Source organism: Klebsiella sp. GG_Kp173 (assembly GCF_040062415.1).
GTDB lineage: Bacteria > Pseudomonadota > Gammaproteobacteria > Enterobacterales > Enterobacteriaceae > Klebsiella > Klebsiella quasipneumoniae.
Genome location: NZ_JBEAFZ010000007.1, coordinates 85,094 through 109,914, shown reverse-complemented (window position 1 = coordinate 109,914; position 24,821 = coordinate 85,094). Strand labels below are relative to the sequence as shown.

At 54.9% G+C, this 24,821-nt stretch carries 22 protein-coding genes and 2 tRNA genes; 5 read left to right on the top strand and 19 right to left on the bottom strand.

What is annotated here, in order from left to right; translation table 11 throughout:
- The first annotated feature begins 10 nt into the window (after positions 1 to 10).
- The gene (madM, locus tag ABLU50_RS06850; RefSeq protein ID WP_043520981.1) at positions 11 to 781 is read left to right on the top strand and encodes a malonate transporter subunit MadM; all 771 of its coding nucleotides are present in this window, start codon (positions 11 to 13) and stop codon (positions 779 to 781) included.
- A 44-nt stretch (positions 782 to 825) separates the two neighbouring features.
- Complete coding sequence (locus tag ABLU50_RS06845; RefSeq protein ID WP_017899910.1) at positions 826 to 1,257, top strand: HutP family protein; 432 nt, start codon at positions 826 to 828, stop codon at positions 1,255 to 1,257.
- On the opposite strand, the gene ABLU50_RS06840 is transcribed toward ABLU50_RS06845, so the two are convergent.
- From ABLU50_RS06840 to ABLU50_RS06780, 13 genes are all read right to left on the bottom strand, one after another.
- The gene (locus tag ABLU50_RS06840) at positions 1,220 to 2,161 is read right to left on the bottom strand and encodes a LysR family transcriptional regulator (RefSeq protein ID WP_017899911.1); all 942 of its coding nucleotides are present in this window, start codon (positions 2,159 to 2,161) and stop codon (positions 1,220 to 1,222) included. The two genes, ABLU50_RS06845 and ABLU50_RS06840, sit on opposite strands and share 38 nt — an antisense overlap.
- A gap of 101 nt (positions 2,162 to 2,262) precedes the next feature.
- Positions 2,263 to 3,507 (bottom strand): tryptophan permease, encoded by a 1,245-nt coding sequence (gene mtr, locus ABLU50_RS06835; RefSeq protein ID WP_004206167.1) that lies wholly within the window; start codon positions 3,505 to 3,507, stop codon positions 2,263 to 2,265.
- A gap of 143 nt (positions 3,508 to 3,650) precedes the next feature.
- Positions 3,651 to 5,582 carry an ATP-dependent RNA helicase DeaD gene (gene deaD, locus ABLU50_RS06830; protein WP_004206168.1) on the bottom strand — a complete coding sequence of 644 codons (1,932 nt, stop codon included), beginning with the start codon at positions 5,580 to 5,582 and terminating at the stop codon, positions 3,651 to 3,653.
- On the bottom strand, positions 5,575 to 5,655 hold the full coding sequence (yrbN, locus tag ABLU50_RS06825; RefSeq protein ID WP_085903200.1) for a protein YrbN: 81 nt from the start codon (positions 5,653 to 5,655) through the stop codon (positions 5,575 to 5,577). Before yrbN ends, deaD begins: the two co-directional genes overlap by 8 nt.
- A gap of 104 nt (positions 5,656 to 5,759) precedes the next feature.
- Positions 5,760 to 6,644 (bottom strand): lipoprotein NlpI, encoded by an 885-nt coding sequence (gene nlpI / locus ABLU50_RS06820; protein WP_004206169.1) that lies wholly within the window; start codon positions 6,642 to 6,644, stop codon positions 5,760 to 5,762.
- A gap of 108 nt (positions 6,645 to 6,752) precedes the next feature.
- Positions 6,753 to 8,888, bottom strand: coding sequence for a polyribonucleotide nucleotidyltransferase (gene pnp / locus ABLU50_RS06815; protein WP_087833181.1), 2,136 nt, complete (start codon positions 8,886 to 8,888; stop codon positions 6,753 to 6,755).
- Between the two features lie 242 nt (positions 8,889 to 9,130).
- Complete coding sequence (gene rpsO / locus ABLU50_RS06810; protein ID WP_002918244.1) at positions 9,131 to 9,400, bottom strand: 30S ribosomal protein S15; 270 nt, start codon at positions 9,398 to 9,400, stop codon at positions 9,131 to 9,133.
- A 148-nt stretch (positions 9,401 to 9,548) separates the two neighbouring features.
- Complete coding sequence (gene truB / locus ABLU50_RS06805; RefSeq protein WP_017899913.1) at positions 9,549 to 10,493, bottom strand: tRNA pseudouridine(55) synthase TruB; 945 nt, start codon at positions 10,491 to 10,493, stop codon at positions 9,549 to 9,551.
- Positions 10,493 to 10,894 (bottom strand): 30S ribosome-binding factor RbfA, encoded by a 402-nt coding sequence (rbfA, locus tag ABLU50_RS06800; protein ID WP_002918248.1) that lies wholly within the window; start codon positions 10,892 to 10,894, stop codon positions 10,493 to 10,495. The genes truB and rbfA overlap by 1 nt, the downstream gene beginning before the upstream one ends.
- Before the next feature lie 102 nt (positions 10,895 to 10,996).
- The gene (gene infB / locus ABLU50_RS06795; RefSeq protein ID WP_004206173.1) at positions 10,997 to 13,687 is read right to left on the bottom strand and encodes a translation initiation factor IF-2; all 2,691 of its coding nucleotides are present in this window, start codon (positions 13,685 to 13,687) and stop codon (positions 10,997 to 10,999) included.
- A 24-nt stretch (positions 13,688 to 13,711) separates the two neighbouring features.
- Positions 13,712 to 15,199 carry a transcription termination factor NusA gene (gene nusA, locus ABLU50_RS06790; RefSeq protein ID WP_002918252.1) on the bottom strand — a complete coding sequence of 496 codons (1,488 nt, stop codon included), beginning with the start codon at positions 15,197 to 15,199 and terminating at the stop codon, positions 13,712 to 13,714.
- Positions 15,200 to 15,226: 27 nt separating this feature from the next.
- Positions 15,227 to 15,679 (bottom strand): ribosome maturation factor RimP, encoded by a 453-nt coding sequence (gene rimP / locus ABLU50_RS06785; protein WP_002918364.1) that lies wholly within the window; start codon positions 15,677 to 15,679, stop codon positions 15,227 to 15,229.
- A 208-nt stretch (positions 15,680 to 15,887) separates the two neighbouring features.
- Positions 15,888 to 15,964: transfer RNA gene (locus ABLU50_RS06780), tRNA-Met, on the bottom strand.
- Positions 15,965 to 16,271: 307 nt separating this feature from the next.
- Between ABLU50_RS06780 and argG the strand changes: the two genes are divergently transcribed.
- The 3 genes from argG to ABLU50_RS06765 all read left to right on the top strand — a co-directional run bounded on the left by argG (position 16,272) and on the right by ABLU50_RS06765 (position 19,323).
- Positions 16,272 to 17,615, top strand: coding sequence for an argininosuccinate synthase (gene argG, locus ABLU50_RS06775; RefSeq protein ID WP_004144895.1), 1,344 nt, complete (start codon positions 16,272 to 16,274; stop codon positions 17,613 to 17,615).
- Positions 17,616 to 17,788: 173 nt separating this feature from the next.
- Positions 17,789 to 18,418, top strand: coding sequence for a winged helix-turn-helix transcriptional regulator (locus tag ABLU50_RS06770; protein WP_004206175.1), 630 nt, complete (start codon positions 17,789 to 17,791; stop codon positions 18,416 to 18,418).
- A 353-nt stretch (positions 18,419 to 18,771) separates the two neighbouring features.
- Positions 18,772 to 19,323 (top strand): YfaZ family outer membrane protein, encoded by a 552-nt coding sequence (locus tag ABLU50_RS06765; protein ID WP_004206177.1) that lies wholly within the window; start codon positions 18,772 to 18,774, stop codon positions 19,321 to 19,323.
- A gap of 41 nt (positions 19,324 to 19,364) precedes the next feature.
- Here ABLU50_RS06765 and ABLU50_RS06760 read toward each other — a convergent pair whose 3' ends face one another.
- The 6 genes from ABLU50_RS06760 to ftsH all read right to left on the bottom strand — a co-directional run bounded on the left by ABLU50_RS06760 (position 19,365) and on the right by ftsH (position 24,775).
- A complete protein-coding gene (locus ABLU50_RS06760; protein ID WP_025999211.1) occupies positions 19,365 to 19,613 on the bottom strand; it encodes a hypothetical protein in 249 nt (82 codons plus the stop codon).
- 297 nt (positions 19,614 to 19,910) lie between these two features.
- Positions 19,911 to 19,997 (bottom strand) — tRNA-Leu (locus tag ABLU50_RS06755).
- Between the two features lie 9 nt (positions 19,998 to 20,006).
- On the bottom strand, positions 20,007 to 20,336 hold the full coding sequence (secG, locus tag ABLU50_RS06750; RefSeq protein ID WP_002918369.1) for a preprotein translocase subunit SecG: 330 nt from the start codon (positions 20,334 to 20,336) through the stop codon (positions 20,007 to 20,009).
- A gap of 229 nt (positions 20,337 to 20,565) precedes the next feature.
- A complete protein-coding gene (gene glmM, locus ABLU50_RS06745; protein ID WP_004206179.1) occupies positions 20,566 to 21,903 on the bottom strand; it encodes a phosphoglucosamine mutase in 1,338 nt (445 codons plus the stop codon).
- Entirely contained in the window at positions 21,896 to 22,744 is an 849-nt protein-coding gene (gene folP, locus ABLU50_RS06740) for a dihydropteroate synthase (RefSeq protein WP_004206182.1), read from the bottom strand. Before folP ends, glmM begins: the two co-directional genes overlap by 8 nt.
- A gap of 96 nt (positions 22,745 to 22,840) precedes the next feature.
- Positions 22,841 to 24,775, bottom strand: coding sequence for an ATP-dependent zinc metalloprotease FtsH (ftsH, locus tag ABLU50_RS06735; RefSeq protein ID WP_004206183.1), 1,935 nt, complete (start codon positions 24,773 to 24,775; stop codon positions 22,841 to 22,843).
- Positions 24,776 to 24,821 lie beyond the last annotated feature (46 nt).

The following is a 24,821-nucleotide window of genomic DNA, read 5'->3' as shown; positions in this document are numbered from 1 at the left end:
AGTATAAAGAATGGAACAATTCACAAAGATTCTTACCAGTAACTTCACCAGCAATGCCCTGGTCACCGCTTTTGTGGTGGTTGGTATTGTCTGCTGGGTTGCGGCCTGGCTTTCAACCCACGTCTTTCGCGGTAAAATTCACAGTTCGGCGATCGCCATTGCCGCGGGTCTGCTGCTGGCCTGGCTCGGCGGCGAACTCACCGGCGGCAAAAAAGGGCTTTCCGACATCACGCTTTTTAGCGGTATTGCGCTGATGGGTGGCGGCATGTTCCGTGATTTTGCCATTATCGCCACCGCCTTTGGCGTGAAGCTTGACGAGCTGAAAAAAGCGGGCCTCGCGGGCGCGCTGGCGCTGGTCATCTCCACAGTCCTCTCCTTCTACCTGGGTGCGATTGTGGCATGGGCTTTCGGCTATACCGACGCAGTCAGCATGGCGACCATTGGCGGCGGCGCGGTGACCTTTATTGTCGGCCCGGTTACCGGCGCGGCGCTTGGCGCAAGCTCGGATGTTATCGCGCTCAGTATCGCTGCCGGAGTGATTAAATCTATCGCCATCATGATTGTTACGCCGCTGGTGGCCAAACCCGCCGGACTGAACTCTCCCGCTGCAGCCATTGTCTACGGCGGGCTAATGGGTTCCACCAGCGGCGTGGCGGCAGGGCTGGCGGCGACTGACCCGAAACTTGTCCCTTATGGCGCAATGACAGCCACCTTCTATACCGGCCTGGGCTGTCTGCTGGCACCCTCTGCGCTCTATCTCTCTTTATCCCCGTTCTTTTAACCGCATGCGCCTGTTGTTTTATGCAACAGGCGCCAGGGAGACTTATGGATTCATTTCATCGTATGAAGCCCGGGCAAATTGCGATGCAGGCCTCACTGTGCACGCAGGAGGAAGAGGAGATTTTTCGGCAAAAGCTACTGGCCGATAAACCCGAACACCGAATCGGCTTTGCGTTTATCAGCGGCACCCCTGATGAACTGCGAAACAAACTTCAGCGCTCCGTCATCGGCTGTGCGTTGAAGAATCAAATCATCACCAGGCAGGAATCGGCCATTTTCACCTTATGCTCACTCAGCCGCCAGGCGCTGACCCACGCGTTAACGAATACTATCAGCGATGATCATATCCGCATGAAAATTGCTTTAGTCAGCACCCCCCGGTGGCTCGCCGTCGCCATGTACGGCGAAGCCCAGGTTTATCAGCGGATTACCCAGGAAATCATGGGGCTTTCTCTACATCGTTATTCTCCAGCATAAGCTGCCTGGCATACATACGGCATTCTGCGAGAAGAGATAGCAGTCCTGGATGATTTTCCTGGCTACGGGGAAAAACAAGCGATATCTCCTGCTCCATACGAAAGGCCTCCTGCAAAGGCAACAGGCGTATACCGCTACGAAAAAGCCCACGCATGCGCCCGGGAATAAGCGTGTAACCCACTCCGGCATTCACCATGCTCATTAACGAAAAAATATCATGCACCCGCAGCGCAATGTCAGGTTCAAATCCAGCGATACGAAACGCTTGCTGGAAACCTCTCCAGGTGGCGAACCCCTCACTCAGGGCGATAAACTTTTTACTCTGTAGCAGGGAGAGGTCAACGGGTACTGATAGAGTATCCGCATCCTGTACGGGAACCGCTAAATAAATGGAATCAGAAAATATCGTCCAGGTTTCGAATAAATGAGAATTATATTCATCGGGCGTTGAAATTAATGCTGCATCAATACTTCCTGCATTTAAAGCTTCTAATAAAACCTTATTAGAATTCATAATAAATTCTATAGAAAGTTCCGGGCGACGATTTTTCAACCCCTGAACAATCTGCGGCGCCGTTTTCAGCACCAGTGAATAGAGCAGACCTAAGCGTAATGCCGGAGAGTGATATCCTGAAGCTTCTCGCGTCATGTAAACACAGCGTTCCATGGCATCCATCACTTCTTTGGCATGCTTTTGCATCACCCAGGCCGCGGGACATGGTTGTAAATTTCGGCCATTATGCGTAAACAGAGCACAGCGTAGATTATCTTCCAGAGAATGAATGGCGCGGTGTACACTGACCGGAGATATTTTCATATTCTCTGCTGCCTTAGAAATATTCATGGTTTCCATATATCCAAGGAAAATTTCCAGTTTACGCAAAGTGATGTCTTGCTCAGGCATATAAACATCCCCTTATTTAAAATGACCTTACCTGATAATAAGAGAATGCTGGGGAATATATATTGAGCCAGATCGGTAATTCTGGCTCAGGTAGATTAAAATTACTGGTAAACCGGCAGCAGATTAACGCTCGACAGAATGTGTACAACCGCATTGCCAAGGCCAAACAGTAGGATCAGCACAATCATCGGTGTTCCGCCCCATACGCGGAACTGTGGGCTGCCGAAGCGTTTACGCGAGGCGCGAGCCAGCAGCGCCGGTACAATCGCCGCCCAGATCGTCGCCGCCAGGCCGGCATAGCCGATGGCGTAGAGGAAGCCATCGGGTTTCACCAGCCCGCCCATCATCGGCGGAATAAAGGTCAGCAGCGCAGTTTTAAAGCGCCCCAGCGCGCTGTCGTCAAAACCAAACAGATCCGCCAGGTAGTCGAACAGCCCCAGCGTGACGCCAAGGAACGAGCTGGCGACGGCAAAGTTAGAGAACACCACCAGCAGCAGATCCAGGCTCCGGCTGTTCAGCACCCCGCTCAGGGCCTGCACCAGCACATCAATATTGCCGCCCTTCTGCGCGATGTCGATAAACTGCGGACGCGGGATATTGCCCATCGTCACCAGCAGCCAGACCACGTACAGACCCAGCGCCAGCAGCGTACCGTAGGTTAAGCAGCGGATAATGGTGCGTGGATCTTTGCCGTAGTATTTCATCAGGCTCGGCACATTGCCGTGGTAGCCAAACGAGGCCAGGCAGAACGGCAGCGTCATTAGCAGATATGGCGCATAGGAGGCGTTCTTTTCCGCAACGTTAAACAGCGTCGTCGGCTCGACGTGCCCCAGCAGACTGCCAAAGGTCAGGAAGAAAGTGATCACCTTGGCGCCGAGCACAATAGCCGTCATGCGGCTCACCGCCCTGGTGCTCATCCAGACGATAAATGCCACCAGCAGCGCAAAGCCAAAACCCGCAGCCCGCGCCGGCACGTTCAGCGACATCTCGCTAAACGTATGATGTAGTATCGAGCCGCTGGCTGAAATATAGGCGTAGGTCAGGATATACAGCACAAAGGCGATCGACACGCCGTTGACCAGGTTCCAGCCCTTGCCGAGCAGGTCTTTGGTAATGGTGTCGAAGCTGGAGCCGATCCGGTAGTTAAGGTTGGCCTCGAGGATCATCAGACCGGAGTGCAGCATGCAGAACCAGGTGAAAACCAGCGCCGCCAGCGACCAGAAAAACCACGCGCCGGACATCACCACCGGCAGCGAGAACATACCCGCGCCGATAATCGTGCCGCCGATGATCACCACGCCGCCAAACAGGGACGGACGGGTTGCCGTAGTGGTTAGTGTCGCCATTTACCGAAATCTCCAGTCAAAAATACTTTCCCACGATGGGTGCGAAGCACTGTACCAGTACACGAGTACATAAGAAATAAAAAAAGCCCCAATCATGACGATCGGGGCTGTATTATTTAGTTTACGCTAGCGGACTGCGTTAATTATGCATCGCCACCGAAGCGACGGCGACCGGCAGAGTCATCGCGGCGCGGCGCGGATGCATCGTCACGACGCGGCGCACGGCCTTCACGACGTTCGCCGCTGAAACGACGACCATCACCACGACCGCCTTCACGACGCTCGCCACCGAAGCCACGACCGCCTTCACGACGCTCACCGCCGAAGCTACGACCGCCTTCACGACGTTCACCACCGCCACGACGTTCGGTGCGCGGCTGCGCATCGCCCAGCAGCTGCATGTTCATCGGCTTGTTCAGGATGCGGGTACGAGTAAAGTGCTGCAGCACTTCGCCCGGCATCCCTTTCGGCAGTTCGATGGTGGAGTGAGAAGCGAACAGCTTGATGTTACCGATGTAGCGGCTGCTGATATCGCCTTCGTTAGCGATCGCGCCAACGATATGACGTACTTCAACACCGTCATCGCGACCCACTTCAATGCGATACAGTTCCATATCGCCTACGTCACGACGCTCACGCTTCGGACGATCTTCGCGATCGCCACGCGGAGCGCGATCGTTGCGGTCGCCACGACGCTCGAAGCGATCGTCACGGTCACGGAACTCACGACGCGGACGCATCGGCGCATCCGGCGGCACGATCAGCGAGCGTTCGCCCTGGGCCATTTTCAGAAGCGCGGCAGCCAGCGTTTCCACGTCCAGCTCTTCGCCTTCCGCCGTCGGCTGGATTTTCGCCAGCAGCGCACGGTACTGGTCCAGATCGCTGCTTTCCAGCTGCTGCTGGACTTTCGCGGCGAATTTTTCCAGACGACGCTTGCTCAGCAGCTCTGCGTTCGGCAACTCCACTTCCGGGATGGTCAGCTTCATCGTACGTTCGATGTTGCGCAGCAGACGACGTTCGCGGTTCTCAACGAACAGCAACGCGCGGCCCGCGCGGCCCGCACGACCGGTACGACCGATACGGTGAACGTAGGATTCAGAATCCATCGGGATGTCGTAGTTCACCACCAGGCTGATACGTTCAACGTCCAGACCACGGGCTGCCACGTCAGTCGCAATCAGGATATCCAGACGACCGTCTTTCAGACGCTCCAGGGTCTGCTCACGCAGCGCCTGGTTCATGTCGCCGTTCAGCGCCGCGCTGTTGTAGCCGTTACGCTCCAGCGCTTCAGCCACTTCCAGGGTCGCGTTTTTGGTACGGACGAAGATAATCGCCGCATCAAAATCTTCCGCTTCCAGGAAACGCACCAGCGCTTCGTTTTTACGCATACCGTAGGCAGTCCAGTAGCTCTGGCTGATGTCCGGACGAGTGGTCACGCTGGACTGAATACGCACTTCCTGCGGCTCTTTCATAAAGCGGCGGGTAATGCGACGGATCGCTTCCGGCATGGTGGCGGAGAACAGCGCGGTCTGATGCCCTTCCGGGATCTGCGCCATAATGGTTTCTACGTCTTCGATAAAGCCCATGCGCAGCATTTCATCTGCTTCATCCAGTACCAGACCGCTCAGTTTAGAGAGGTCCAGGGTGCCGCGCTTCAGGTGGTCCAGCAGACGACCCGGGGTACCGACAACGATCTGCGGACCCTGACGCAGGGCGCGCAGCTGCACGTCATAACGCTGGCCGCCGTACAGGGCAACCACGTTTACGCCGCGCATATGTTTAGAGAATTCCGTCATTGCTTCAGCAACCTGTACCGCCAGCTCGCGGGTCGGCGCCAGCACCAGGATCTGTGGTGCTCTCAGCTCAGGATCGATGTTGTTCAGCAGCGGTAAAGAAAACGCTGCGGTTTTACCGCTACCGGTCTGGGCCATACCCAGAACGTCGCGGCCGTCCAGCAGATGCGGAATGCACTCAGCCTGGATCGGAGATGGTTTTTCGTAACCCAGATCGTTAAGCGCTTCAAGGATAGGAGCCTTCAGGCCCAGATCTGCAAAAGTGGTTTCGAATTCAGCCATGTAGTACGTGTGCCTCAAAATTAATGGCGGCCAGTCTACATAACTCATCGTGAAAATTTACGGTAATTTTCATTGAAAAGTGTGAACCGGCTCAAAGTAGGTGTATTAACGAACAACAACGCCCTCACCCGCGAAGGTGATGGCAAGCAAAAAACTATGGGCTGATGTGTTCGTCAGCTATTGCTGGTCCGATTCTGCCAGGTCATCTTGCTCCTGGCCCAAGAGCGATAATTCCAACAATGCGTATCGGTGCTCAACGTAGTTATGTACGTTGTTGGCGACCGCCAGTTTGAACAGTGCCGTAGCGCTGTCCTTGTCCCCCAGACTTAGGTAGTACTTACCTAAATAGAAGTTGGTTTCACTGAGATGCTCAGCGAGCGAGGTGTTATCCGTTGCGTCTGCCTTCAGACGAGTCATCAGCTCTTTTTCGCTAATGTCGCCAAGGTAGAACTCGACAATGTTCCATCCCCATTGCTCTTTGTCCGACTTGTCTAAGCGCTCTCTGAGTGCTTCAAGCGCCCGCTTCTCGTCGAGTTTACGCTCGGCGATATAAAGCCACAGGCTACGGAAAGGATCATTGGGATCGTCTTGATAAAACGCCAGCAGATCATCTTGCGCTAACTTAGCCCGGCCGCCGTAATACAGGGCGATACCGCGGTTCAAGTGCGCGTAGTTGTAAGTTGGATCAAGCTCAAGTACAGAATCAAACGCTTCATAGGCAGCATCAAAATTGCCTGCCTGCGTTAAGTAAATACCTAAGTAATTGAATACTTCAGGCATATCGGGTCGGATTGCCAGCGCTTGTGAAAAATCATTTCGCGCTAATGCCCTCAGACCGAGACTATCATACAACACTCCGCGCTCATATAAAAGCTGTGCGCGTTCGTCATCGGATAAAGCCCGACTGGCAAGAATTTGTTCCATACGTGCCAGAATCACTTCTTGCTGTAAAGTCGGTTGCAATGGTACTGCGAGGACGGCGTCCTTACGCCAGGCGGTGCTACTGCATCCTGCCAGCGTGAGAGCTGTCGCCACGAAACACCAGCGCAAAAAAGGCTTCATTTCCCACTCCCGAAGACAACGATTGGATGAACGTCCTGTTCCCCGGCTGCAAACGAGGCGTCCTGCCCGTAAAACGCCCTCCGCAAAAGCGGAGGGCTAACGGCAACCTTACTCGCCCTGCTCGGCAGCCGGAACTTCCGGCGCTGCGGCAGACGGAGTCTGTTCAATTGCTTCTTTGATGCTCAGACGGACACGGCCCTGGCGGTCAACTTCCAGAACCTTAACCGGCACTTCCTGACCCATCTGCAGGTAGTCAGTCACTTTCTCAACGCGCTTGTCAGCGATCTGCGAGATGTGAACCAGACCTTCTTTACCGCCGCCGATGGCAACGAACGCGCCAAAGTCAACGATACGGGTCACTTTACCATTGTAGATACGGCCAACTTCGATCTCAGCGGTGATCTCTTCGATACGACGGATAGCATGCTGTGCTTTGTCGCCGTCAGTCGCTGCGATCTTCACGGTACCGTCATCTTCGATTTCGATGGTGGTACCGGTCTCTTCGGTCAGGGCACGGATAACAGAACCGCCTTTACCGATAACGTCTTTGATCTTGTCCGGGTTGATCTTGATGGTATGGATACGCGGTGCGAATTCAGAGATATCGCCGCGCGGCGCGTTAATCGCCTGCTCCATCACGCCCAGGATGTGCAGACGCGCACCTTTAGCCTGGTTCAATGCAACCTGCATGATTTCTTTGGTGATACCTTCAATTTTGATATCCATCTGCAGCGCAGAGATACCGTCGCGGGAACCCGCTACTTTGAAGTCCATATCGCCAAGGTGGTCTTCGTCACCGAGGATGTCAGACAGCACGACGAAGTTGTCGCCTTCTTTCACCAGGCCCATGGCGATACCCGCCACGGCGGCTTTCACCGGCACACCAGCGTCCATCAGCGCCAGAGAGGCACCGCAGACGGAAGCCATGGAAGAAGAGCCGTTGGATTCGGTGATTTCAGACACCACGCGTACGGTGTACGGGAATTCTTCGATAGTCGGCATCACGGCCAGAACGCCGCGCTTAGCCAGACGACCGTGACCGATTTCACGACGCTTCGGAGACCCCACCATGCCAGTTTCACCTACGGAGTACGGAGGGAAGTTGTAGTGGAACAGGAAGGAGTCGGTACGCTCGCCCATCAGTTCATCGATGTTCTGCGCATCGCGTGCGGTACCCAGCGTCGCGGTAACCAGCGCCTGCGTTTCGCCACGGGTGAACAGTGCGGAACCGTGAGTACGCGGCAGAACGCCGGTACGAACGTCCAGACCACGGATCATATCTTTTTCGCGACCATCGATACGCGGCTCACCGGCCAGCACGCGGCTACGAACCACGTTTTTCTCGATAGCGTGCAGGATTTCACCCAGTTCGTTAGCGTCCAGGGTTTCATCTTCTGCAACCAGCGTAGCGATGGTTTCAGATTTGATCACATCAACCTGAGCGTAACGCTCTTGTTTGTCGGTGATACGGTAAGCATCGCTCAGGCGGGATTCAGCCAGCGCAGCAACGCGCGCGTTCAGCGCTTCGTTGACGGCTTCCGGCTGCCAGTCCCAACGTGGTTTACCGGCTTCTTTCACCAGGTCGTTGATGTTCTGGATAACAATCTGCTGCTGCTCGTGGCCAAAGACCACCGCGCCCAGCATCTGGTCTTCGCTCAGCAGTTCCGCTTCGGATTCCACCATCAGTACGGCCGCTTCGGTACCGGCCACCACCAGATCCAGTTTGCTGGACTTCAGCTCTTCCTGGGTCGGGTTCAGTACGTACTGGTCGTTGATGTAACCCACGCGCGCGGCGCCGATTGGGCCATTGAACGGAATACCAGACAGGGACAGCGCTGCGGAAGCGCCGATCATCGCGACGATATCCGGGTTAACCTGCGGGTTAACGGAAACAACGGTGGCGATAACCTGTACTTCGTTAACGAAGCCTTCCGGGAACAGCGGGCGAACCGGGCGGTCAATCAGACGCGCGATCAGGGTTTCGCCTTCGCTTGGGCGGCCTTCACGACGGAAGAAACCACCCGGGATTTTACCGGCAGCGTAGGTGCGCTCCTGGTAGTTAACCGTCAGCGGGAAAAAGTCCTGGCCTGGCTTCGCTTTTTTCTGGCCCACAACGGTCACGAATACCGCAGTGTCATCCATGCTAACCATCACAGCGGCCGTTGCCTGGCGCGCCATCATGCCGGTTTCCAGGGTCACGGTATGCTGGCCGTACTGGAATTTACGAACGATCGGATTAAGCAAAATTCTATCCTTTTTATCTATAAATCACGCCATATCTACGACATAGCGTCTATTGACCCGATCCTCTGCATCCTCGCGACTAATGACAACCTTTACCCGCCCCTGCGGATGAAGCCTCTCATTAGCCGCGCGAACCTCTGCATGAAGATCATTACTAGCAACAATACATGAGTTTTGAATGAATTGCTGCCGCCCGGTCGAAAAAAGGGGCCGTCAGGCCCCTTTTTCTGAAACTCGCAGAATTAGCGACGCAGACCCAGACGCTCGATCAGCGCGGAGTAACGTGCAACATCTTTACGTTTCAGGTAGTCGAGCAGTTTACGACGCTGAGAAACCATGCGCAGCAGACCACGACGGCTGTGGTGATCTTTTTTGTGCTCTGCAAAGTGGCCCTGCAGGTGGTTGATCTGTGCAGTCAGCAGTGCAACCTGAACTTCGGTAGAACCGCTGTCGTTTTCGCCACGACCAAACTCAGAAACGATTTTTGCTTTAGCTTCAACGCTTAGAGACATTTTAGAACTCCAGAAATTAAAAGAAAGAAAGGGTGCCGATCTCTAATTCAGCGACCCCTGATGCAACGCCCGTAAATGTTAAAACACTTTAGCGGACGTTAAGCGGCGATATTCTACTCGTAGCAGGCTTTTATCGCAAGAAAAGCGCTTACGCCGGGTATTCCACCACCAGACGACGCGGCGCCACGCGGCCTTCATCGTCAATTTCGCCCATGCCGAGAAACTTGCCGGATTCGCTTTCCATCACCCGCACCAGCCCGTTAAGCGGCGCGCCTGACTGACGTACCGGGTTGCCGTTTTTAAAGTAGACCGCGGAGGTCTCCGGGATGGTCACCAGCGGATAGTCCGAGGCCGGGCTGTCCATGGGCATCAGCAGCGGATCGAGCAGCTGCGCGGCAGGAATATCCTGCGCCGCCGCCTGATCGACCAGCGCCTGCAGCTGCTCGAGGGTTACCATCCGCTCAACCGGGTATTTGCTCACCGCCAGGCGACGCAGGAAAATCACGTGCGCGCCGCAGCCGAGCTTCTCACCTAAATCATCGATAATCGTCCGGATGTAGGTGCCTTTCGAGCAGTGGATCTCCAGCTCCAGCTCATCGCCTTCGTGGCGGATAAACAGCAGCTCATAGACGGTAATCGGCCGGGATTCCCGCGGGACGTCAATCCCCTGACGGGCATATTCGTATAGCTTCTTGCCCTGATATTTCAGCGCCGAGTACATCGACGGCACCTGCTGCGTCTCGCCGCGGAAGCTGTCCAGCGCCGCCGCCAGCTGTTCGTCGCTAAACGTCAGCGGGCGCTCTTCCACCACCTGGCCGTCGGCATCGGAGGTATCGGTGCGCTGGCCAAGTTTGGCGATCACGCGGTAGCGCTTATCGGAATCCAGCAGGTATTGGGAAAACTTAGTCGCTTCGCCAAGGCAGATCGGCAGCATGCCGGTCGCCAGCGGATCCAGCGCGCCGGTGTGTCCGGCGCGGTTGGCGTTATATATACGCTTTACTTTCTGCAGCACATCGTTGCTGGAGGCGCCCTGAGGCTTATCCAGCAGCAATACGCCGTGCACGTCGCGGCCGCGACGACGAGGACGACTCATCAGTCCTCCTTGCTGTCGTCCGGGTTCACACGACGCTCATCGTCGTGTTTCACCACGCTGGTGACCAGGTTGGACATGCGCATCCCTTCCACCAGTGAGTTGTCGTAGAAAAAGGTCAGCTCCGGCACGATGCGCAGGCGCATCGCTTTCCCCAGCAGAGAGCGGATAAAGCCAGAGGCTTCCTGCAGCGCTTTGATGCCCGCTTTCACCGCGGCTTCATCTTTGTCGTTGAGGAAGGTGACATACACCTTGGCATAGGCCAGGTCACGGGACATTTCCACACCGGAAACGGTGGTCATCATGCCCAGACGCGGGTCTTTGATTTCACGCTGCAGGATAATCGCAATCTCTTTTTGCATCTCCTGGGCCACGCGCTGCGGGCGACCAAATTCTTTCGCCATAATAAATTCTCCAGAATAAAGACAAAAAAGGGGCCTAAAGCCCCTTTTTAAAATGATTGCCGGGTGGCGCTTCGCTTCCCCGGCGGCTTAGCCATCCGATGATTAATCGATGCTACGCTGGATTTCGATGATTTCGAACACTTCGATCATATCGCCAACGCGAACGTCGTTGTAGTTCTTCACACCGATACCACATTCCATGCCGTTACGGACTTCGTTAACGTCATCTTTGAAGCGGCGCAGGGATTCCAGCTCGCCTTCATAGATAACCACGTTGTCACGCAGCACGCGGATTGGGTTGTGACGTTTGATGGTCCCTTCGGTAACCATACAGCCCGCGATGGCGCCGAATTTCGGCGATTTAAAGACATCGCGCACTTCAGCCAGACCGATGATCTGCTGTTTCAGTTCCGGAGACAGCATACCGCTCATCGCCGCTTTCACTTCGTCGATCAGGTTATAGATGACGGAGTAGTAGCGCAGATCCAGGCTTTCCGCTTCGATAACTTTACGCGCAGAGGCATCGGCACGAACGTTGAAGCCAACCAGAATCGCGTTGGATGCTGCAGCCAGGGTGGCGTCGGTTTCGGTGATACCACCTACGCCGGAACCGATGATCTTCACTTTCACTTCGTCGGTAGACAGTTTCAGTAAGGAATCGGAAATCGCTTCGACAGAACCCTGTACGTCCGCTTTCAGCACGATGTTCACTTCGTGAACTTCGCCTTCGGTCATGTTAGCGAACATGTTTTCCAGTTTAGATTTCTGCTGACGCGCCAGCTTAACTTCACGGAATTTGCCCTGACGATACAGCGCCACTTCACGCGCTTTTTTCTCGTCACGAACCACGGTCACTTCGTCACCGGCAGCCGGCACACCGGACAGGCCGAGGATTTCCACCGGAATGGACGGACCCGCTTCCAGCACTTCGCGACCCAGTTCGTCACGCATCGCACGCACACGGCCGTATTCGAAGCCGCACAGAACGATATCACCCTTGTGCAGAGTACCTTCGCGAACCAGAACGGTAGCGACCGGACCACGACCTTTATCAAGGAAGGATTCGATCACTGCGCCGCTCGCCATCCCGTTACGGACCGCTTTCAGCTCGAGGACTTCAGCCTGCAGCAGGATCGCGTCCAGCAGGTCGTCGATACCGGTACCAGCTTTCGCGGAGACGTGGACGAACTGGCTTTCGCCGCCCCACTCTTCCGGCAGGATGCCGTACTGGGACAGTTCATTCTTCACGCGGTCCGGATCGGCTTCAGGCTTATCGATCTTGTTCACCGCAACTACCACCGGCACCTGCGCCGCTTTGGCGTGCTGGATAGCTTCGATAGTCTGCGGCATCACGCCGTCGTCTGCCGCCACCACCAGAACCACGATATCCGTCGCCTGCGCACCACGAGCACGCATGGAGGTAAACGCGGCGTGGCCCGGGGTATCCAGGAAGGTGATCATGCCGTTGTCGGTTTCTACATGGTAAGCACCGATGTGCTGGGTAATACCACCCGCTTCGCCGGAGGCAACCTTAGTAGAACGAATGTAGTCCAGCAGCGAGGTTTTACCGTGGTCAACGTGACCCATGATGGTCACAACCGGTGCGCGCGGTTCAGCCGCCGCGCCGGTGTCACGGTCGCTCATTACCGCTTCTTCCAGCTCGTTTTCACGACGCAGGATAACTTTGTGGCCCATCTCTTCGGCAACCAGCTGTGCGGTTTCCTGGTCGATGACCTGGTTGATGGTCGCCATGGCGCCCAGCTTCATCATCGCTTTGATGACCTGAGAACCTTTCACCGCCATCTTGTTAGCCAGTTCGCCAACGGTGATGGTTTCGCCGATCACGACGTCACGGTTAACGGCCTGCGCCGGCTTCTGGAAGCCCTGCTGCAGAGCAGAACCTTTACGGTGCTTACCGCCTTTACCGCCGCGAACGGCCGCACGGGCTTCTTCACGATCGGCTTTCGATTCAGCGTGTTTGTTGCCTTTCTTCGCCGGACGGGCCGCTTTGCTGCTGCGGCTGCGGCCGCGACCGCCTTCGACTTCACGATCGTTATCATCTTCAGCCTGACGAGCATGCTGTGACGTGGTGACGTGATAGTCGCTGGTGTCTTCCGGGCTGTCTGAAGTTTCAGACCAATTTTTTTCGTTTTCTTCTGCCATACGGCGTGCTTCTTCCGCTACACGGCGCGCTTCTTCTTCAAGTTTGCGGCGTGCTTCTTCTTCCGATTTGCGCTTCAGTTCCGCGGCTTCGTTCTCGCGACGGATCTTTTCAGCCTGGGCGGTTTTGGTCATTTCGTCGGTATGTTGATTGCTCACTTTGTCTTTTTCCGCAGCTTCACGTTTCGCTTTATCAGCGACTTCACGTTTAGCTTGTTCTGCGGCCTCACGTTCAGCTTTTAATTGCGCCTCGCGTTTCGCTGCTTCTTCAGCTTCACGACGGGCCTGCTCTTCCGCTTCACGCTGCGCCTGCTCTTCCGCGGCCAGGCGTTCAGCCTCTTGCGGATCGCGTTTCACAAAGGTGCGTTTCTTGCGGACTTCGATTTGTACCGATTTACTCTTTCCACCGGTACCTGGAATATTCAACGTACTGCGCGTCTTACGCTGTAACGTCAGCTTGTCTGGCGCCGAACCATGCTCACGGTTCAGGTGCGTCAACAAAGTTTGTTTCTCTTGCGAGGTCACAGAGTCATCAGCCGTTTTGCGGATGCCTGCGTCAGCAAATTGCTGTATCAGGCGATCCACAGAGGTCTGAATCTCTGAGGCCAGCGCTTTAATAGTCACATCTGTCATGCTGTTCCTTCCTGCTACAGTTTATTACGCTTCGTCGCCGAACCAACAAATGTTGCGAGCGGCCATGATGAGCTCGCCAGCTTTCTCGTCGGTCATCCCTTCGATATCAGCCAGGTCATCAACTCCCTGCTCGGCGAGATCTTCCAGCGTACAAACACCACGGGCAGCCAGTTTGAATGCCAGGGCACGATCCAGACCTTCGAGATTCAACAGATCATCGGCAGGTTTGTTATCTCCCAGGCTTTCTTCCTGAGCCAGCGCCAGCGTAGTCAGTGCGTTTTTCGCACGCTCACGAAGTGCTTCAACGGTGGCTTCATCCAGACCGTCGATTTCCAGCAGTTCTTTCATCGGCACATAGGCCAGCTCTTCCAGCGAGGAGAAGCCTTCTTCAACCAGCACTGTCGCGAAATCTTCATCAATATCGAGATACTTGGTGAAGGTATCGATAGCGGCATGCGCTTCCGCCTGGTGCTTAGCCTGCAGATCGTCAACGGTCATCACGTTGAGTTCCCAGCCGCTAAGCTGCGAGGCCAGGCGGACGTTCTGACCGTTACGGCCAATCGCCTGCGCCAGGTTGCCCGCTTCTACCGCGATATCCATGGTGTGTTTATCTTCATCCACCACGATGGACGCGACGTCTGCCGGCGCCATAGCGTTAATCACGAACTGCGCCGGGTTATCATCCCAGAGGACGATATCGATACGCTCGCCGCCCAGCTCAGTGGAAACCGCCTGCACGCGCGCGCCGCGCATACCGACGCAAGCGCCAACCGGGTCGATACGCTTGTCGTTGGTTTTCACCGCGATTTTGGCACGAGATCCCGGATCGCGAGCCGCCGCTTTGATTTCCAGCACTTCTTCACCGATTTCCGGCACTTCGATGCGGAACAGTTCGATCAGCATCTCAGGCTTGGAACGGGTCACGAACAGCTGGGCGCCACGCGCTTCCGGACGGACTGCGTACAGTACGCCGCGAATGCGGTCGCCCGGGCGGAAGTTCTCACGCGGCAGCATATCTTCACGCAGGATCACGGCTTCAGCGTTGTTGCCCAGATCCAGAGTGATGTTGTCGCGGTTCACTTTTTTCACCACGCCGGTGATGATTTCACCTTCGTGCTCGCGGAACTGATCGACCACCATTGCGCGCTCGGCTTCGCGAACTTTCTGCACGATAACCTGTTTAGCGGTCTGGGTGGTGATGCGGTCGAAAGTGACAGACTCAATCTGATCTTCGACGTAGTCACCGACGTTCATGCTTTCATCTTCGAAACGCGCGGCTTCCAGCGTGATCTCGCGCGTCGGCTGGGTCACTTCTTCTACAACCAGCCAGCGACGGAAAGTGTCGAAATCGCCGCTCTTACGGTCGATTTCAACGCGAACGTCGATCTCTTGTTCGTATTTTTTCTTGGTGGCCGTTGCCAGCGCGCTTTCCAGCGCTTCGAAAATTTTCTCACGCGGCAGCGCTTTTTCGTTGGAAACGGCTTCAACAACAGCCAAAATTTCTTTGTTCATCGGGGCCTTTCACCTCAATCCAGACTGTTAAAAGTGGGGAACCAGGTTCGCCTTCTGGATGTTACTCAGCGCGAACACTTCATCTTTGCCTTCGACGGTTACCGTGATCATTTCACCGTCTACCGCTTTGATAATGCCCTGCCATTTGCGACGGTTCTGAACCGCCATGCGCAGCACCAGCGCAACTTCTTCGCCAGTGAAACGTTGATAGTGTTCGGCGGTGAACATCGGACGGTCGAGACCAGGCGAAGAGACTTCCAGGTTGTAAGCGACAGTGATCGGGTCTTCGACATCCATGACGGCGCTTACCTGGTGGCTCACATCAGCACAATCATCAACGTTGATGCCATCTTCACTATCAATATAGATGCGCAGTGTGGATGTGCGACCGCGAATAAATTCGATGCCGACCAGCTCAAAGCCAAGCGCTTCAACCGGCGCAGTGAGCATCTCTGTCAATTTTTGCTCTAATGTGGACAAACCCACCCCCAAGACATAAAAAAAGGGCGTATAGCCCAGTTATTCTGAAGTCAGATAACAAAAAACCCCGATAAATCGGGGCTTTAGATAACTGAACCCTGAGATCGCCATGGCGATCTGGAACACCTTCCGCAAGAATTCTTTCAAATTCGGCTACGAAGGACACCTAGTCCTCACAGTATATTTGAAAAAGTACTTAATGGGAAAGTGGTTGCGGGGGCCGGATTTGAACCGACGACCTTCGGGTTATGAGCCCGACGAGCTACCAGGCTGCTCCACCCCGCGCCTGAAACGTGGCATATTTTACTCTTTTTGAGCAAAAGACGCAAATACTGCTGGGATTTGGTACCGAAGACGGGACATAAAATCGGGATGAATTGTAACGGCAACTAGTATATTTTGTCAACATGCATTTTAGCGCCCCCGATTGCCGTTTGTGCTGGTATTTCAGGCTTTTTTAGCAAAAAGATGATGAAGCCCTTCCTGTCGCCAGTAAAAGATGGTTAAATGAATACTCACAATTAATGCATAAAAATGCAGTTAAGGTTGTTGGGTCGAACTCACCACAGTCTATCGAGCAGGGTTTTATTTTATGACGACGATTCTCAAGCATCTCCCGGTTGGTCAACGTATTGGTATCGCTTTCTCTGGTGGACTGGATACCAGCGCCGCGCTGTTATGGATGCGCAAAAAAGGCGCCGTGCCTTATGCATATACCGCTAATCTGGGTCAACCGGACGAAGACGACTACGATGCTATTCCGCGCCGCGCGAAAGAGTACGGCGCCGAAGGTGCCCGTCTGATCGACTGCCGCAAACAGCTGGTCGCAGAAGGGATCGCCGCGATTCAGTGCGGCGCTTTCCATAACACCACTGGCGGGTTGACCTATTTCAACACCACGCCGCTGGGCCGCGCGGTCACCGGCACCATGCTGGTAGCGGCAATGAAAGAAGACGGCGTTAACATCTGGGGCGATGGCAGCACCTATAAAGGCAACGATATCGAACGTTTCTATCGCTACGGCCTGCTGACCAACGCTGAACTGCAGATCTACAAACCGTGGCTGGACAGCGATTTCATCAATGAACTCGGCGGCCGTCACGAAATGTCCGAATTTATGATCGCCTGCGGCTTTGACTACAAGATGTCGGTCGAGAAAGCCTATTCCACCGACTCCAACATGCTCGGCGCTACCCACGAAGCGAAAGATCTGGAGTTTCTGAATTCCAGCGTCAAGATCGTCAACCCGATTATGGGCGTGAAGTTCTGGGACGAAAACGTGAAGATCCCTGCGGAAGAAGTCACCGTACGCTTTGAGCAGGGCCACCCGGTGGCGCTGAATGGCAAAACCTTCGCCGATGACGTTGAAATGATGCTGGAAGCCAACCGCATCGGCGGTCGTCACGGCCTGGGCATGAGCGACCAGATCGAAAACCGCATTATCGAAGCGAAAAGCCGCGGCATTTATGAAGCCCCGGGGATGGCGCTGCTGCATATCGCCTACGAGCGTCTGCTGACCGGTATTCATAACGAAGATACTATCGAGCAGTATCACGCTCACGGTCGCCAGCTGGGCCGTCTGCTGTATCAGGGCCGCTGGTTCGATTCCCAGGCGCTGATGCTGCGTGATTCGCTGCAGCGCTGGGTCGCCAGCCAGATCACCGGCGAAGTCACCCTTGAGCTGCGTCGCGGCAATGACTACTCGATCCTCAATACGGTATCAGACAACCTGACCTATAAAGCAGAGCGCCTGACCATGGAAAAAGGCGATTCCATGTTTACCGCTGAAGACCGTATCGGCCAGTTGACCATGCGTAATCTGGATATCACCGATACTCGCGAGAAGCTGTTCGGCTACGCGCAGTCTGGCCTGCTGAGCGCCTCCTCAGCGACGGGTTTACCGCAGGTTGAAAATCTGGAAAACAAAGGCAAATAATCGCCTGACGATGTTTACTCTCTCTGCCGGCGGCTCTCCGCCGGCTTTTTATTTTTTGTTACCAGTCAGCAGCAGAAAAATCGAAAAGAGGCATTTTTTCCTTATCACCCGGCCGGCAAAATTGTTGACTATAATAGCCTCAATTGATTAATTTATATCTGGTGATAAACATCATGAATATTAAACCGCCGATCAGGCCGCAAAAGGCCATTGACCGACTGATCGATGTGCTTGAGCCACACGCGACGCCCGTTAACGCGATCGCCAGAAAAAGACTAACGTGGGAGTATAAAGGTAAGACCCAACTCTTTATTTTTAAAAAAGGCGAGCTGTCGATTATTCGTAATTCCGACAAGCTATTGATGGTTACCGTCTATGAGCCGCATCTGTTCGGCGTGGCGGAAATGCTGCAGCCCAGCCGCAGCCATAGTCTGCGGGCGGAGGTCTCTTCCGAACTGCTGCGTATCGATTATGACCTGGCGTCGGCGCTATTCCGTCAGCACAACCTGTGGGAAGAAGTTACCAGCCTGCTGGCTTATCATACCTCGTATATGGTATATCGTGACGATCTGGTCCTGCAGCAGCGAACCTATTCGGTGATCCGTAACCATCTGCTGGAAATGATGCTCTTAACCGAAGAGACCCGGCAGCGCGTGTCTATTCTGGAATATATTCAGGACCGGACCCATCTGTCGCGCAGCAGTATTCTCAATGTCTTATCAGCCTTAAAGAAAGGCGGTTATATTGCCTTTGCCCGCGGCGGTTATTTGCAAAGTATCGCCTCGCTTCCGGAAAAATTCTAACCCGCGCCCGTCACCATCTTTTTGTCGTTATTCACCTTACTGTTGAAAATGTTTAAATTTAAATCAATAAACGCTAACGGTAAAAAAAGAAAAATTTTATGCTGAGTTCCTGAATTTACCGGTGGACAACATGTCCCTGAGATCAACCAGCAGACTGCCACTCACGGCGTTAACCGCCGGGCCTGCATCAGCTCAGGATATGCCACCGGAAATCGGCCAGGCGTGAGCAGCGGCAGCGGGAGTTGACCCCTCTTGTTTGCCGTCTGCAGCGACCATAACGATGAGATCCAAGAACCCGTTAATTTTGCCCGAACGCCCGTATCGGGCTTTTTTTTATCTGAAGGAATTCAACAATGAAGTCTATTGCTCCAAAAATGGTTGCCGTGATGATCGCTTTAGGGGCCAGCAGCGCTGCCTGCGCATCCGTTAACCTGCATGGTGAAGCCGGCGCCGAGTTTACCAATCTGTCCGCCAGCTTTGGTGCCGGGGAACCTGGCATGACGTTCAACACCCAGTGGGCCCACAGCGACAATGACGGGGACAGCGTAGGACTGGGAATGGGTTACAACTTTAACCTCGGGCCCTTTCTGATGACGCTGGGCGGTAAAGGGGTCTATTTGAACCCTAAAGATGGTGATGAAGGTTACGCTATCGCCGCAGGTGGTGGAGCAGAACTCCCACTCGGCCAGTACTTCACGCTCTTCGGTGAGGGTTATTACTCGCCGGACTCGATGTCCAGCGGCGTCGATGATTATGTGGAGGCCAATGCCGGGCTACGCCTTAACGTGCTTCCGTCGCTAAATATCGAAGCTGGCTATCGTTATATCGATATGGCGGGGAAAAATGGCAACCGCGACAACACCCTCGCCGACGGGGCCTATGCCGGGGTTAACTTCCGCTTTTAATCCATGCACAGGGATTGCCTTCCGGCAGTCCCTGTCTCATCTCAGCTGGTCAGCGGCACGCTTTTCAGTACACGGTTGATCTCCTGCAGACCAGCAACATTATTCTCTTTACGGTAAACGTCATTCATGGACGCCATCTGCTCCAGGCGGGTCAACGCGCCATACACCTGATATACCTCACTATGTCTGTCGAAAACATCGCGGCGCTCTACATCCTGCAAATAATGGCTTTTCAACGAATGATTAAGGCGACCAATCAGTGCCGTATTGTCCTGGAAATAGCGCGTCACCGCCTGGGCATTGTTCGCCGCAGTCCCCGGCTCACTGTGCGATACCGGTACGGTTAGCGTATTAATCGTCTCCACCGTTTTGGATGGCGATATTGAACTGCATCCCGCTAAACCGAGCACGCCGGCGACGATAAGCAACCCGATCTTGTTCATTGTGTCACTTCACCTCTGTTAATTTGACGAGGCGACTTTAACGACAGCAAAAGGAGGGGACCAGCGAAGAGATGTTTAATAATAAATGGTTGGTGGGGACAAAAACAAAAAAAGACGCTTTTCAGCGTCTTTCTTCTGGAATATTGGTACCGAGGATGGGACTCGAACCCACAAGCCCGTTAGGGCACTACCACCTCAAGGTAGCGTGTCTACCAATTCCACCACCTCGGTACAGAATACTTAGTGCGGGATATCGCTGGTCGGCTGAGCCGGCGCAGTTGGCTGAGTTTGCTCCGTTTTCGGCGCGCTCAGGTTATCCCACTCACTTCCTTTACTGGTCTTGTTGCTGTTGATGTTACCCAGCGCCAGACTGATGATGAAGAACAGCGCAGCCAGGATGCCGGTCATACGGGTCATGAAGTTACCAGAACCGCTGGATCCAAACAGTGTGCCGGAAGCGCCTGCACCGAAGGAGGCTCCCATATCAGCGCCTTTACCTTGCTGCAGCATAACCAGACCTACGAGGCCAATCGCTACAATAAGGAAAACAACCAAAAGAGCTTCGTACATAATCAACCTGTTCCTTGCGGATTCGCCGCATACCAAGTGCTTCGACCAATAAAGCGGGACGTTTTAACGTTTCCCACTGAAGCGGGTGTGAATACTAACCAAAGCGAATGACCTTCGCAAGGGCAATTTCGACACATTGTATCAACTGCAGAAAAAAACAGCAAAAAGCCGGTATTCGATCATAAAAAAGGCGGCAAGCGCCGCCTTTTTAACAACTTAGCCGGCAAGCTTAGACGCTTTTTACCGCTTCGGCGATGCGATGCGCAAACTCGTGCACCTGATCTTCATGCTCGCCTTCCACCATGACGCGGATCAGCGGCTCCGTACCCGATTTACGCAGCAGGACGCGGCCACGCTTACCTAATGCCGCTTCCACTTCTGCGGTCACCGCTTTGACATGCTCATTCTCCAGAGGGTTGCCGCTGCCCTCGGTAAAGCGCACATTCACCAGCAGCTGAGGGAACATCTTCATGCCGCTGCACAGGTCATGCAGGCTCATGTGGTTGCGTACCATCGCCGCGACCACCTGCAGACTGGCGACGATGCCATCGCCGGTGGTGGTTTTATCCAGCAGGATCACATGGCCGGAGTTTTCCGCACCGATGCGCCAGCCTTTTTCCTGAAGCATCTCCAGCACATAGCGGTCGCCCACCTTCGCGCGGGCAAACGGGATGCCTAGCTGCTTGAGCGCCAGCTCCAGGCCCATATTGCTCATCAGCGTACCGACGGCGCCGCCGCGCAGCTGTCCCTGACGCAGCCCTTCCCGGGCGATGATGTAGAGGATCTGGTCACCATCGACTTTATTGCCTTCATGGTCAACCATGATCACCCGATCGCCATCGCCGTCGTAGGCAATGCCCAGATCGGCTTTTTCCGCCAGCACGCGCGCCTGCAGCGCCCGCACGTCGGTAGCCCCGACCTCTTCGTTGATGTTGAGGCCGTCAGGCTCGCAGCCCATCGCGATAACCTGAGCGCCCAGCTCGCGGAATACATTGGGAGCGATGTGGTAGGTTGCGCCATGCGCACAGTCCACCACCACTTTCAGCGTGGAGAGGCTCAGTTCGTTGGGAAAGGTGCCTTTACAAAACTCAATGTAGCGCCCCGCGGCATCGACGATACGGCTGGCTTTGCCCAGCTCAGCCGAGTCCACACAGGTGAGTTCTTTCTCCATTTCAGCTTCAATCGCCTCTTCCACATCATCCGGCAGCTTGGTGCCCTCAATGGAGAAGAACTTGATGCCGTTGTCGTAGAAAGGGTTATGTGAAGCGGAGATGACGATCCCCGCCTCGGCGCGAAAGGCGCGCGTCAGGTAGGCGATCGCCGGCGTCGGCATTGGCCCGGTGAACGATGCAGAGAGTCCCGCTGCCGCCAGCCCGGCTTCCAGCGCCGATTCCAGCATATAGCCCGAAATACGGGTATCCTTGCCGATGATAATTTTACGCGAGCCGTGGCGCGCTAACACTTTACCCGCCGCCCAGCCGAGCTTAAGCACAAATTCCGGAGTGATCGGCGCATCGCCGACGCGGCCACGAATACCATCGGTGCCAAAATACTTGCGGTTACTCATAACGTTTTTTTCCCTTAGCGGCGAGGGTGGCTTCCACCACGCGCAGCGCTTCTACCGTTTCTTTGACATCATGGACGCGGATAATCTGCGCGCCCTGCATTGCTGCTATGACGGCACACGCCAGGCTGCCGTTCAGCCGTTCCGACGGCCCAACGTTCAGCAACTGACCTACCATCGACTTACGCGACATACCGACCAGCAGCGGCAGACCAAAGTGATGAAACTCTCCCAGCCTGGCCAGCAACTGATAATTGTGGGTGAGATTTTTACCGAAACCGAATCCCGGGTCGAGCAGCAATTTTTCTTTTGCGATCCCCGCCTGTTCGCAGCGCACGATGTGTTCATTAAAAAAGCGCTCTACATCGGCGAAGACATCCTCATACTTCGGCGCCTCCTGCATGGTTTTCGGCTGTCCCTGCATATGCATCAGACACACCGGCAACCCGGTTTCCGCCGCGGCCTGCAGCGCGCCGGGTTCGGTCAGCGAACGAATATCGTTAATGATATGCGCCCCCGCTCGGGCCGATTCGCGGATAACCTCCGCTTTGGAGGTGTCCACTGAGATCCACACCTCAAAGCGCTGGGCGATAGCCTCCACCACCGGGATCACCCGCGCAAGCTCCTCTTCCACGCTAACCTCAGCCGCCCCTGGCCGCGTCGATTCACCGCCGATATCAATGATGGTCGCCCCGGCGTTGATCATCAGATTGGCATGCTTCACCGCCTCAATCAGCGAATTATGGGCGCCGCCATCAGAGAAGGAGTCAGGCGTCACATTAAGAATACCCATCACGTGGGGGTGAGAGAGATCGAGGGTTGAGCCCTGGGCTACAAGTTTCATCACAAAATCCCTGAGACAGAAGAGGTTAAAAAAGAAAAACCCCGGAGCGGGCGCCCCGGGGTTTTAAGGTTAAAACAAGACATCAACAGCGGCAGCTTATTTGTCGCCCAGCTGCTCTGACATGGTATTGCCCGGGTTCGGCGTACGCGGTTCATCAACCGGACGCGGCGCACGAGGCGTGCCATTGTTGTCAGAGTTGTTAGAAGAACCTGGTTCTTCCCAACCCGCTGGCGGACGAACATCGCGACGAGCCATCAGGTCGTCAATCTGCGGCGCATCAATGGTCTCATACTTCATGAGCGCATCTTTCATCGCGTGCAGAATATCCATGTTGTCGTTCAGCAACTGGCGAGCACGACCATAGTTACGCTCAATCAGCGATTTCACTTCCTGGTCGATGATACGCGCGGTTTCATCGGACATATGCTTCGCTTTCGCGACGCTGCGGCCGAGGAACACTTCACCCTCTTCTTCCGCATACAGCAGCGGACCGAGTTTGTCGGAGAAGCCCCACTGGGTCACCATGTTACGCGCCAGGTTCGTCGCCACTTTAATGTCGTTGGACGCGCCGGTAGAAACATGTTCCGGACCGTAGATAATCTCTTCCGCCAGACGACCGCCGTACAAGGTGGAGATCTGACTTTCCAGTTTCTGACGGCTGGCGCTGATCGCATCGCCTTCCGGCAGGAAGAAGGTCACACCCAGCGCACGACCGCGCGGGATAATCGTCACTTTGTGTACCGGATCGTGCTCCGGCACCAGGCGACCGATAATCGCGTGGCCCGCTTCGTGGTAAGCGGTAGACTCTTTCTGCGCTTCCGTCATCACCATGGAGCGGCGTTCCGCACCCATCATGATTTTGTCTTTCGCTTTTTCGAACTCAACCATCGAGACGACGCGTTTGTTGCCGCGGGCAGCAAACAGGGCCGCTTCGTTGACCAGGTTGGCCAGGTCGGCACCGGAGAAGCCAGGGGTACCGCGAGCAATGATTGCCGCATCGATATCCGGCGCCAGCGGAACGCGACGCATATGCACTTTCAGGATCTGCTCACGACCGCGAACATCCGGCAGGCCAACCACCACCTGGCGGTCAAAACGGCCCGGACGCAACAGCGCGGGGTCAAGAACGTCCGGACGGTTAGTCGCCGCGATAACGATAATGCCTTCGTTACCTTCAAAGCCGTCCATCTCAACCAGCATCTGGTTCAGGGTCTGCTCACGTTCATCGTGACCACCGCCAAGACCGGCACCACGCTGGCGGCCGACGGCGTCGATTTCATCGATGAAGATGATGCAAGGCGCTGCTTTCTTAGCCTGTTCGAACATGTCACGCACACGAGATGCACCAACACCGACGAACATTTCTACGAAGTCAGAACCGGAAATAGTAAAGAACGGCACTTTTGCTTCGCCAGCGATCGCTTTCGCCAGCAACGTTTTACCGGTACCTGGAGGACCGACCATCAGGACGCCTTTCGGGATCTTACCGCCCAGTTTCTGGAAGCGGCTCGGCTCACGCAGGTATTCCACCAGTTCGCCGACTTCCTCTTTCGCTTCGTCACACCCGGCAACGTCAGCAAAAGTGGTTTTGATCTGATCTTCCGTCAGCATACGGGCTTTGCTTTTGCCGAAGGACATCGCGCCCTTCCCGCCGCCGCCCTGCATTTGCCGCATAAAAAAGATCCAGACGCCGATCAACAGCAGCATAGGGAACCAGGAGATGAAGATGGAAGCCAGCAGGCTTGGCTCTTCTGGTGGTTCACCAACCACTTTGACGTTTTTAGTCAACAGGTTATCGAGCAGCTTCGGATCGTTAACCGGAATGTAAGTCGTGTAACGGTTACTATCTTTCTTGGTAACGTTGATCTCACGTCCGTTGATACGCGCTTCGCGAACCTGGTCCTGATTGACCTCTTGCAGGAAGGTAGAATAATCCACCTTGCGGCCATTCGACTCGCTGGGCCCAAAGCTCTGGAATACTGACATCAGCACAACGGCAATGACCAGCCAGAGTATTAGGTTTTTCGCCATGTCACTCAAGGGATTAACCTCTTATTACAACTGTGTTAAAAACAGC

Coding starts and splice junctions, on each gene's coding strand:
- madM (WP_043520981.1), top strand. CDS start 11: ATGGAACAATTCACAAAGATTCTTACCAGTAACTTCACCAGCAATGCC.
- ABLU50_RS06845 (WP_017899910.1), top strand. CDS start 826: ATGGATTCATTTCATCGTATGAAGCCCGGGCAAATTGCGATGCAGGCC.
- ABLU50_RS06840 (WP_017899911.1), bottom strand. CDS start 2,161: ATGCCTGAGCAAGACATCACTTTGCGTAAACTGGAAATTTTCCTTGGA.
- mtr (WP_004206167.1), bottom strand. CDS start 3,507: ATGGCGACACTAACCACTACGGCAACCCGTCCGTCCCTGTTTGGCGGC.
- deaD (WP_004206168.1), bottom strand. CDS start 5,582: ATGGCTGAATTCGAAACCACTTTTGCAGATCTGGGCCTGAAGGCTCCT.
- yrbN (WP_085903200.1), bottom strand. CDS start 5,655: ATGAAAATTACCGTAAATTTTCACGATGAGTTATGTAGACTGGCCGCC.
- nlpI (WP_004206169.1), bottom strand. CDS start 6,644: ATGAAGCCTTTTTTGCGCTGGTGTTTCGTGGCGACAGCTCTCACGCTG.
- rpsO (WP_002918244.1), bottom strand. CDS start 9,400: ATGTCTCTAAGCGTTGAAGCTAAAGCAAAAATCGTTTCTGAGTTTGGT.
- truB (WP_017899913.1), bottom strand. CDS start 10,493: ATGAGTCGTCCTCGTCGTCGCGGCCGCGACGTGCACGGCGTATTGCTG.
- rbfA (WP_002918248.1), bottom strand. CDS start 10,894: ATGGCGAAAGAATTTGGTCGCCCGCAGCGCGTGGCCCAGGAGATGCAA.
- infB (WP_004206173.1), bottom strand. CDS start 13,687: ATGACAGATGTGACTATTAAAGCGCTGGCCTCAGAGATTCAGACCTCT.
- nusA (WP_002918252.1), bottom strand. CDS start 15,199: ATGAACAAAGAAATTTTGGCTGTTGTTGAAGCCGTTTCCAACGAAAAA.
- argG (WP_004144895.1), top strand. CDS start 16,272: ATGACGACGATTCTCAAGCATCTCCCGGTTGGTCAACGTATTGGTATC.
- ABLU50_RS06770 (WP_004206175.1), top strand. CDS start 17,789: ATGAATATTAAACCGCCGATCAGGCCGCAAAAGGCCATTGACCGACTG.
- ABLU50_RS06765 (WP_004206177.1), top strand. CDS start 18,772: ATGAAGTCTATTGCTCCAAAAATGGTTGCCGTGATGATCGCTTTAGGG.
- secG (WP_002918369.1), bottom strand. CDS start 20,336: ATGTACGAAGCTCTTTTGGTTGTTTTCCTTATTGTAGCGATTGGCCTC.
- glmM (WP_004206179.1), bottom strand. CDS start 21,903: ATGAGTAACCGCAAGTATTTTGGCACCGATGGTATTCGTGGCCGCGTC.
- folP (WP_004206182.1), bottom strand. CDS start 22,744: ATGAAACTTGTAGCCCAGGGCTCAACCCTCGATCTCTCTCACCCCCAC.
- ftsH (WP_004206183.1), bottom strand. CDS start 24,775: ATGGCGAAAAACCTAATACTCTGGCTGGTCATTGCCGTTGTGCTGATG.